This is a genomic window from Synergistaceae bacterium, from assembly GCA_012728235.1.
GTDB lineage: Bacteria > Synergistota > Synergistia > Synergistales > Synergistaceae > JAAYFL01.
In genome coordinates this window covers 1-8,830 of record JAAYFL010000133.1, presented here as the reverse complement: position 1 = coordinate 8,830, position 8,830 = coordinate 1, and the positions used below count along the sequence as shown (strand labels likewise).

The following is an 8,830-nucleotide window of genomic DNA, read 5'->3' as shown; positions in this document are numbered from 1 at the left end:
CCTGTAGCCAAAACAAAAGCTAATGACATGAAGTCCCTTTCAAAATCAGTGCAGATAGGATAACGCTTCTTGACTTCTTCAAGAGCAACTTCTAAGTTCATATTCTTAGTTGGGTGAACATAGTTGAAAATGTCATCTAAAATCTCTAAGGCTCTTCTTTGAGGTTTACGAAGTGACATAACACCGCTGATGTAATCAATGGTGTACTGGTCAAAATTATTCATCACATTCATCCTCCTCGTCATCTAGATAAACAGGAGGATTTACAATATTCAAATTGTAATCTTCTTTTCCAAACTCACATTTTTCAAGAAGCATTTGAGGAATCTTCTTTACCTTGATATTAGAGAATTGATACTCTGCCTTCTGGTCATAGGACTTACAAGCAATAATCAAGAACTCACCATCTTCCATTGACTCATGGATACCAGACAAAAAGTTCACATCAATATGCCTTGTAGTTACAAATAAGAAGGATTTTTCATTTCCCTTGGATTGTTTCCAGAAGTATTCTTCTGAAGGATAAAATTCAAAGCCTTCGTGTAGAGCAACAGCACTGGCAAGCATTTCAGCACTATATTCTTTATTAATGATTGGTTCGCCAAAAGCATCCATATTAATAAGGGTAGGAGCTAGTTCATAGAAGCGATAACCTCCCCCACCTTGCCAATCGACAGACTTCGTAATGCCACCTTTATCAGAGCCATCAACAACCTTGTCTAGACGAACCTTGCAATGAGTATAGGCATGGTCTCCCATCTCGATACCAATCCATCTACGATTCATCTTATGAGCAACTGCTGCTGTTGTGCCAGAACCTAAGAAAGAGTCAAGGACGAGGTCGTTTTCGTTACTTCCGAGCGTTAGAACTCGTTCAATTAAGCGTTCAGGTTTTGGTGTAGAGAAAACATCATCTTTGTCTACTTGTTTAACTTCCTTCTTGGCTTCTTGATTGTCACCAACTTCATCCCTGAACCAAAGAGTTGTTGGTACAAACCCATTTTGTACATCAGTAAGAAATCTTTTAAACCTAGGAACATTGTCACCTTTAGCTCCAAACCATATTCTGTTGTCCTCAATTAGTTTATTCATTTTGTCTTGTGAAAATCTCCAAGAGGTTCCTGGTGGCGGTGATACAACTCTCCCAGATGGAGTTATTATGGGATAAATATCTTTTTCATTTGGCGTTTTTGCATGACATGGACCCGAAGCCCAAACCCCTCTAGGGTCATTGTCTGGATTTGTATATCCTTTTATGCTTTCTTCAGTTCTGGGCAATAAATTCGGCTTCCATATTTCTTTGATTTTTGCATAAACCAATATAAAATCATGGTTATCTGAAAACCATCTCGCATCGTTTGATCTGGTATGTTTTTTGTGCCAAATTACTGTGTTAACAAAATTATTCCTTCCAAAAATCTCATCACAAAGCACTTTCAAATAATGCCCTTCATCATCGTCAATGCTTATCCAAATACTTCCGTCATCTGAAAGAAGATTTCTTAGTATTTCTAATCTTGGCTTAATTAAACTCAACCAAGTCGAATGCTCCAAATTGTCATCGTAATGTTCGAAGGCACTGCCTGTGTTATAGGGTGGATCCAAATATATACATTTCACCTTGCCAGAATATTTCTTTTCTAAGGCTTTTAGTGCAAGCAAATTATCACCGTGAATCAAGATGTTTTCGGTGTTTTCGTCATGCTCTGTATTTGAAAGTTCTTTGTTTTCTATTAATAATCTTGGCTCTACAGAGATTTTATCTTCTTTGCCATACCAAGTTAATTCCAGTTTATTCGCCATTCCATCTCCACCTTATTTTTTCTTTTTTCGTTTTGTATTTTTGGGTTCATCATCAAAATCCACTACCATTTTTTCTATTTTATGACCTCTTTCTTCAATCATTTCTCTATAGGCTAAGAAGTCATCTTGCATTTGTGCTCGGTCGATATATTTCTTGTAAGAGGTACTTGAGCCATTTTGACGATTGAATTTATAGTTTTCATCCATGCTATCCGGCCAGTTAGCTTTCCAGTCCTCATATTCTTCCCAAGTGATTTCCTCATCCATGAAGCGATTTTGCATCTGCCTCCAAGCATTCAGAGCTTGATCCATTTTTAGTATGTTATGTCCTAAGAAAGCAACTGTATGGATTTCTGTATCGGCCATTCTAGATTTACCGATTGCTATTGGGATTGAATCCTCAAGTTTAAACAGTAGCCTAACCACTTCGTCAAAATCGTAGGGATACACTGGATCTTTCAAGTATTCAGGCTTTACATCTAAAGCTTCAGCAATATTCCCCAGAGTATCGTCTTTGGGGTTCCTCATATCTAACTCATATTGTCTGATACGGACATCACTTAAATTCACTTTGTCCCCTAATATCTTTTGGGTTAACCCACGTAATTCTCTGAATTTTTTAAATAAATATCCTGAAGCCATAAGACATCCTCCTTATACGAAACATATTTGCTACTTCTATTCTAACCGCTAGGTCAACAAAAAACAATAAAAATCTCCAAAAAAGCAAATAGAAAATAAAAAAGCCTTGACAGAAACAAATATGCTACATATAATCATAATCAAGCAGAAACAAAAATGTTCCGCTCAAGAAAGGAGGAAAGCACAATGGAGAAATTATTCCTAACTTCTAGAGAAGTAGCCGATATACTAAACGTTTCGCAGCAAAAAGCTTATCAGATCATTCGTGAACTGAATGAAAAGCTAGCTGAGCAAGGCTTTCTGACTCTTAGGGGGCGTATTAACAAACAGTATTTCATGGAACAAATTTACAAAGCAAAGGAGGAAAAATAAATGCCAGCTTACAAAGACGAAAAAGCAGGAACGTGGTATGTCTCGTTCTACTACAAGGACTGGGACAACCAAAGTCATAAGAAAATGAAAAGAGGATTTCCAACCAAGAAAGAAGCCACCACATTCGAGAGAAACTTCACCATCAAGATGTCTGGTTCTCTCAACATGACCTTCGAAAATTTCTATGAGCTCTACAAAGATGATGTCAAAGAGACGGTTCGGCTAAATACTTGGATGAGTAAAGAGCATATGATTACCACAAAAATCTTGCCTTTCTTCGGGGAACTTAAAATGAACGAGATAAAACCTGTCACTGTAAAGAAATGGCACAATGTTCTGATGACGATGGAAAATGCAGAAGGGAACACCTATAAGCCAACCTATCTAAAAAGCATTCACGCCCAGCTCAGTGCAATTTTTAATCACGCCGTTACCTTCTATGGCTTAAGGCAAAATCCATGTAAAGTTACTGGTCGTATCGGAAAAAGAAAAAGTGATGAAGAAGTTGAGTTTTGGACGAAAGAAGAATATTTGAAGTTTTCAGAAGCCGTTAAAGACAAGGATATTTCATTCTATGCCTTTGAGATTTTGTACTGGACTGGGATTCGACTTGGCGAATTAAGAGCTTTGACAAAACCTGATTTTGATTTTGAAAAAAAGACGATGAGAATCAGTAAATCAACCCAAACCATCCAAGGAAAAGAAGTCGTGACCGACCCTAAGACAGCCAAAAGCAAGAGAACAATTACCTTGCCAGATTTCCTAGTTGATGAGCTTAAAGATTACTTCCTAAAGATTGAATACTTTGAAGATGAAGTTCCTATCTTCCCAAAATGCAAAAGCTATTTCAATAAAGAAATGGATCGTGGAATTAAGATTGCTGGCGTTAAAAGAATCAAGCTTCATGCCCTTCGTCATAGCCATATATCACTACTAATTGAAATGGGATTCACCCCAGTAGATATTGCAGCTAGAACTGGTCATGAAAGTCTCAAGGTGCTCATGGACTATGGTCATATGTTCCCAAATAAGCAAGTCGATATGGCAAATAGGCTAAATAAGGAGACTGGCAATGAAAGCTCCTAAATTTCCAAGTTACAAAGAAGTAGTCGAAAAGAAGAAGCCACAAGCAGAAAGGCTTACAAAAGCCCAGTGGAAAGCGTTAGAAGAAAATAAAAATGAGATTCGTAAAGAGCAACACAAAGAATCTGATAAAAACAGAATTCTCTCCACGACCATTGCCTTTAGAGTTTCTGAGGAAGATAGAGAAAAGATATTTGCAAAGATTGCTCTATCAGGACTTTCAAGGCAAGAGTATATGACAAAGGCGATTCTAGAAGCACCCATCCAAGTTGCAGCCACTCAAAATGTAATTGCTAAATGTCGTAGTAGCCTGCAATCCATCCATGAAGAACTCTGTCGATTGAGCAGTTACAAGGATTTATCAGAAGCTAAGCAAAGTGAGTTAGAAACCATACTAGAGATTATAAAAGCAGCAATAAAAAACGCCCCCAGCACCTAAGCGGAGGGCAAGATGGAAGTACACTTGGTAAACCATCCCTAGACAAGATTAGTTTACCAGCTTGTACCTCCATTATCAATAAAAACAGGAGGAACAGATGAAAGAAAAACTAATAAATCAATATCAAAAAAACATTCCAAAAGAATTACAAGACAGCCCCCAGTGGGTTGTCTTTAAAAAAATACCACGCACAAACCGATATGGTGAAACAAAAATCGCTAAAATTCCAATGAGTGCATTAACTCTTTCTGCCAGTGATTGGAATAGCAAAAAGATGTGGACAAGCTTTGAAGAAGCACTTTCTGTGCTAGTTCATTCAGAAGTTGATGGTCTTGCATTTGTGCTTTCAAGTGATGATCCATTTGCATGTATTGACCTCGACCATTGCCTTGAAAATGATTCCCTAAACCTACTATCAAAAGCAATCATAGAGACCTTTACGGGCAGTTATATGGAGCTTTCCCAGTCAAAAGAAGGTATTCATATCTTTTGTAAAGGGCGAGTGCTAGGTAACATTAATAGCCAGGTCAATGGTATTGAAATCTATCAAGATAACCACTGCATTGCCATGACTGGTGATGTCGATTCAAGGCACTTAAAAGGCTCAGGAGCATTAATAGATTATGACAAGGAACTGAATCAACTGTACCAAGATTATGCCCCTAGAGCTCAAACTAGAGCCTTATCAGAAGCACCAACTAGCACAGGAGAGTTACCCGATAGCAGAACTATTATTGATACCATGTGTCGTTTTAACCAACGAGCAAGAGAACTTTTTTATGGTTCCAATTTAAGTGGCGACTGGAGTAAGGATGACTTTACTCTACTGCTACTTCTTAGAAGCTTTACGTATGCCAATAGTCAGCTGATGGAGTCGATTTTCCTACAATCTGCCCTCAGTCGTTTGGGTGAAGGAAGCAAGAGAAACAATGAAGCTTCCTATCTGAAATATCTAAGGAAAAGCATCCAAAAAGCAAATCAAATTGGTCACCAAAACTTCTGGGATTACCAGTTTATGAAGCCGCAACGAAAGGAGCTTAGCCGATGAAATCCTATACCATTGAAACAGCCTTTGACGTTGGTGATAAGTTCATTGTTGATAATCTGATTGCTAGAAAGAGCATTACCCTCATCGTTGCTTCACCTAAAAAAGGAAAGACAGCTTTAGGACTTAATCTCGGACTTTGTATCCATGAAGGTGTTGATTTCCTAAATCAAGTAGTCAAGAAAACAAAGGTTGTCTATTACTGCAATGAACTTTCTGGAAGCCTCATTCAAGAGCGAATCAAGAGACTGGATATCCCTTGTTCTGCTGATATGAAATTCTATGAGGGAACAAGCTATGTCGACTTTGAAACCTTTGAATCCATCATTAAAAATGATACACAGGAGGGTTATGAAGTCTTTGTCGTTGATACCTTCTCCAAAATCAAATATGACCGAAAGTATAATGCCAACGATTACAGTGACACCTATGAAATCATGGCAAAGTACTATGAGTTAATTGAGAAATATGGCTGCACCTTCATCATGATGTATCATACTAAAAAAGATTCTAGTGTGAAAAGTGTCAGCGAAAAAGTGATTGGATCTCAAGCGTTATCGGGTTCAGTTGATACCATCATTGCCATTGATAAGCCATCGGAATTTGATACTGAATTTAAGCTGGATGTCACAAGCCGCTTGTTTGAATCCAAAGCCTATCAAGTCAAAATTAATCCGCAAAGAAAGATTCTTGAACTGGATCAAATCGACCCAATTGAGTCCCTTGAACCATCTATTCAAAGACTAGTGCAGGCGATGCCTAAGATTCATGAGTTTGAAGGAACCATTGTCGATATCTGTTCTAAGATTAAACTCGACATTGAAAGTCCTCAGCAGTTTGGCAAAACGATTCAGAGAAATAAAGATGTGCTAAGTAAGAATGGCATCACAGTAACTTCTAAACGCAGCAAAAACAACAACATCTATTCCATTAAGTATCTGCCAGAGGATGTAGTGTACTAATTACCGTGAAGACCGTGCATACCGTTCAATGTTTCCCTATACCCCGAATGTCGCACGCTCTGCACGGTATGAACGGTAAATCATGAGGGAGTCCTATTTATGGGCTCCTTTGTGCTAGTCCTATTTGAAAATAAGAAAATCAATTTCAGATACTTTTAGTTGATAGCAAGCATATACTTTTTGACCGCAGTCTCAAAAGTAGGCTTGAAATTTGTACCAAATTTATTAATCAGGGACACCCTGAAACCCAAAAACAAAAAGCCAGGAGGAAATATATATGACCAATGAAATTAAGAGAACCAATAATCATACCGTTCATTTCATGGTAAACGAAGAAGAAATGGAAGAACTAAACAGACGCTTCAATCGTTCTGGTTATAAAACCAAAAGAGAATTTTATCTTGATTCCATCATGAAGAATCGAATCATCAGCATTGATGTAAGTGGTGAGTTTGCAAAAGAGCTCCGAGAACTTCAATCGCTCGTAAGTCGTAATGCTGCTAACATCAATCAGATTGCTAAACATACCAACATGTCTGGCTCTATTGAGAAAATAATGCTTGAAAATATTCAAGATGTTCTACAAAAAGAAATCCAAATGCTCTTTGAGTTTCGGTCTATGGTATCTAATAATTTGATTAGTGAGATTGTTGGATAATGGCTGTTACATCAATTCATCCCATCAAAACAACTCTCAAGAAAGCAATCGATTATATCTGTAATGCCGATAAAACTGACGATGAAATCTATGTCTCTACGCACCTATGTAGCCGTGAATATGCGGATAAAGAATTTGAGCTAACTAGGAAACAATTTAACTCTAGAACGAAGATACTGGCTCATCATCTGATTCAATCCTTTGTGCCAGATGAAGTTAGTTTTGAAGAAGCCCATCAAGTTGGTTTAGAGCTCTGTGAGTCGGTTTTAGGTGGTAAGTACGAGTATGTACTTGCCACCCATATCGACAAAGACCATATCCACAATCACATCATTTTTAACTCCGTTGATGTTGATGAAGGCAAGGTTTATCACTCCTACTACGGTTCCTATATGAACATTAGAAATCAAAGTGACAGGCTTTGTATGGAACACAATCTCTCTGTGTTAGATTCAGAAGTACGGGCTGATATCGATATAATTGCTAAGAGAAGGTTCACTGGCTGGTATGACTGGAACACCGATAAGCAAGGCTCTAACTTCAAGAGCAAGCTACAAAAAGATATAGACAAGACTATTGAGAAATCACAGGACTGGAATGATTTTCTTAATGCCATGAAGAATCTTGGTTATGAAATTAAGCTAGGTAAATACATTGCCTTTAAGCATAAAGATAAACAAAGATTTACACGTGCCAAGACCATTGGTGATGATTATTCAGAAGCAGAATTACGAAAACGGATTGATATACCACTGGCTCAAAGAACAAAGGATTTGGATTCCATTGTCGATACCAAGAACAATGAAAAGATTCAAAACAACCCTGCTTACAAGCACTGGGCAAGTAAGCATAATCTTCAAACTGCTTCATCTTCTGTTCTTCAAATGCGAGAACTTGGCTTTAATAGTCGTGAAGAATTAGGCAGGGCAATTCATAAACTTTCCTTTGATAGAAATGAAATCAAGCAAAACTTTGACCACCTAACTCAAGAGCAAAAAGACATCAAGGAAATCATCAAACACATCCAGGTCTGTATGGAAAAGAAAGCTCATTATGATGGCTACAAGAAAAATCCGAACGATAAAATCTTCTACATGATGAACAAGAGTGGCATTGAAGCTTATGAAAAATCAGAGAAACAAGTTGATTTCTTCATCAAAAAACACCTTCATCTAAAAACACTGGTAGATAATGGCATGAAAGATAAATCGGTCTTTAAAAAGCTCAACACCCAGCTAGATAAGCTACAAGCTCAGCGTGAGCAACTGGCAACCGATCATAAGAAACTAGGCAAGGAATTCAAGCAGCTAAAGCAGATTGAAAAGAACTTTGATGATTATATGAATCAAGGAAAATCTGAACCTACCAGTATTCTAAAAGAGATTCAGAAGCACAAAGAAGCCGATCAGGAACAAAAGAAGTCTAAAGATAAGAAAATAGCACAAGAGGAACGATGATACGAACTTCTTCAAAAAAGCACATAGACCAGAAGCCAGACTTCAAAATCTATGTGCTATTTCTTTGCCTTATTTAAAAAATCAAGACAAATTCAACAACTCCCTTTTTAGGTCGTTTTTTCGAATTTTAGTATCATTGCGACTTCAATTTCCATAATTTTTGAGCCGTTAATCTCTGAAACCCTTTGTTTACAAGGATTTCTGTAACAGTAACAATTTTGTTACTTCACTCCCACTCTATTGTTGAAGGTGGTTTAGTGGTTATGTCATAGACTACTCTGTTAACTCCATTTACTTCAGAGGTTATTCTTTTGGAGATGGTTTCTAGGGTATCAAAGGGTATCCTGGCCCAGTCTGAGGTCATGCCAT

Annotated in this window: 11 protein-coding genes; 7 read left to right on the top strand and 4 right to left on the bottom strand. The window is 37.6% G+C overall.

The genetic code is table 11. The annotated features are described in order from the left end of the window. The 3 genes from GXZ13_07310 to GXZ13_07300 form a co-directional block, all read right to left on the bottom strand. Nucleotides 1–224: hypothetical protein (locus tag GXZ13_07310; GenBank protein ID NLX75612.1), on the bottom strand; the 224-nt coding region annotated here is incomplete at its 3' end. Next, nucleotides 217–1,803: a site-specific DNA-methyltransferase gene (locus GXZ13_07305; GenBank protein ID NLX75611.1), complete on the bottom strand. Its 1,587-nt coding sequence runs from the start codon at nt 1,801–1,803 to the stop codon at nt 217–219. The genes GXZ13_07305 and GXZ13_07310, both read right to left, overlap by 8 nt. Before the next feature lie 12 nt (nt 1,804–1,815). Beyond that, on the bottom strand, nt 1,816–2,445 hold the full coding sequence (locus GXZ13_07300) for a helix-turn-helix transcriptional regulator (GenBank protein ID NLX75610.1): 630 nt from the start codon (nt 2,443–2,445) through the stop codon (nt 1,816–1,818). A 186-nt stretch (nt 2,446–2,631) separates the two neighbouring features. Here GXZ13_07300 and GXZ13_07295 point away from each other — a divergent pair, with 186 nt between their 5' ends. The 7 genes from GXZ13_07295 (at nt 2,632) to GXZ13_07265 (ending at nt 8,461) form a co-directional block, all read left to right on the top strand. Next, on the top strand, nt 2,632–2,817 hold the full coding sequence (locus GXZ13_07295; protein ID NLX75609.1) for a DNA-binding protein: 186 nt from the start codon (nt 2,632–2,634) through the stop codon (nt 2,815–2,817). Further along, nucleotides 2,818–3,903 (top strand): site-specific integrase, encoded by a 1,086-nt coding sequence (locus GXZ13_07290; protein NLX75608.1) that lies wholly within the window; start codon nt 2,818–2,820, stop codon nt 3,901–3,903. Next, entirely contained in the window at nt 3,890–4,339 is a 450-nt protein-coding gene (locus tag GXZ13_07285) for a hypothetical protein (GenBank protein NLX75607.1), read from the top strand. The genes GXZ13_07290 and GXZ13_07285 overlap by 14 nt, the downstream gene beginning before the upstream one ends. 97 nt (nt 4,340–4,436) lie before the next feature. Beyond that, nucleotides 4,437–5,387 (top strand): DNA primase, encoded by a 951-nt coding sequence (locus GXZ13_07280; protein ID NLX75606.1) that lies wholly within the window; start codon nt 4,437–4,439, stop codon nt 5,385–5,387. After that, entirely contained in the window at nt 5,384–6,346 is a 963-nt protein-coding gene (locus tag GXZ13_07275; GenBank protein ID NLX75605.1) for an AAA family ATPase, read from the top strand. Before GXZ13_07280 ends, GXZ13_07275 begins: the two co-directional genes overlap by 4 nt. A 277-nt stretch (nt 6,347–6,623) precedes the next feature. After that, the gene (locus tag GXZ13_07270) at nt 6,624–7,004 is read left to right on the top strand and encodes a mobilization protein (GenBank protein NLX75604.1); all 381 of its coding nucleotides are present in this window, start codon (nt 6,624–6,626) and stop codon (nt 7,002–7,004) included. Next, nucleotides 7,004–8,461, top strand: a complete 1,458-nt coding sequence (locus tag GXZ13_07265) for a relaxase/mobilization nuclease domain-containing protein (protein ID NLX75603.1) — start codon at nt 7,004–7,006, stop codon at nt 8,459–8,461. The genes GXZ13_07270 and GXZ13_07265 overlap by 1 nt, the downstream gene beginning before the upstream one ends. 226 nt (nt 8,462–8,687) lie before the next feature. On the opposite strand, the gene GXZ13_07260 is transcribed toward GXZ13_07265, so the two are convergent. Beyond that, nucleotides 8,688–8,830: hypothetical protein (locus GXZ13_07260; GenBank protein NLX75602.1), on the bottom strand; the 143-nt coding region annotated here is incomplete at its 5' end.

Bases quoted from the DNA above. Each gene is read 5' to 3' on its own strand.
- GXZ13_07305 (NLX75611.1), bottom strand. From the start codon at position 1,803: ATGGCGAATAAACTGGAATTAACTTGGTATGGCAAAGAAGATAAAATC.
- GXZ13_07300 (NLX75610.1), bottom strand. From the start codon at position 2,445: ATGGCTTCAGGATATTTATTTAAAAAATTCAGAGAATTACGTGGGTTA.
- GXZ13_07295 (NLX75609.1), top strand. From the start codon at position 2,632: ATGGAGAAATTATTCCTAACTTCTAGAGAAGTAGCCGATATACTAAAC.
- GXZ13_07290 (NLX75608.1), top strand. From the start codon at position 2,818: ATGCCAGCTTACAAAGACGAAAAAGCAGGAACGTGGTATGTCTCGTTC.
- GXZ13_07285 (NLX75607.1), top strand. From the start codon at position 3,890: ATGAAAGCTCCTAAATTTCCAAGTTACAAAGAAGTAGTCGAAAAGAAG.
- GXZ13_07280 (NLX75606.1), top strand. From the start codon at position 4,437: ATGAAAGAAAAACTAATAAATCAATATCAAAAAAACATTCCAAAAGAA.
- GXZ13_07275 (NLX75605.1), top strand. From the start codon at position 5,384: ATGAAATCCTATACCATTGAAACAGCCTTTGACGTTGGTGATAAGTTC.
- GXZ13_07270 (NLX75604.1), top strand. From the start codon at position 6,624: ATGACCAATGAAATTAAGAGAACCAATAATCATACCGTTCATTTCATG.
- GXZ13_07265 (NLX75603.1), top strand. From the start codon at position 7,004: ATGGCTGTTACATCAATTCATCCCATCAAAACAACTCTCAAGAAAGCA.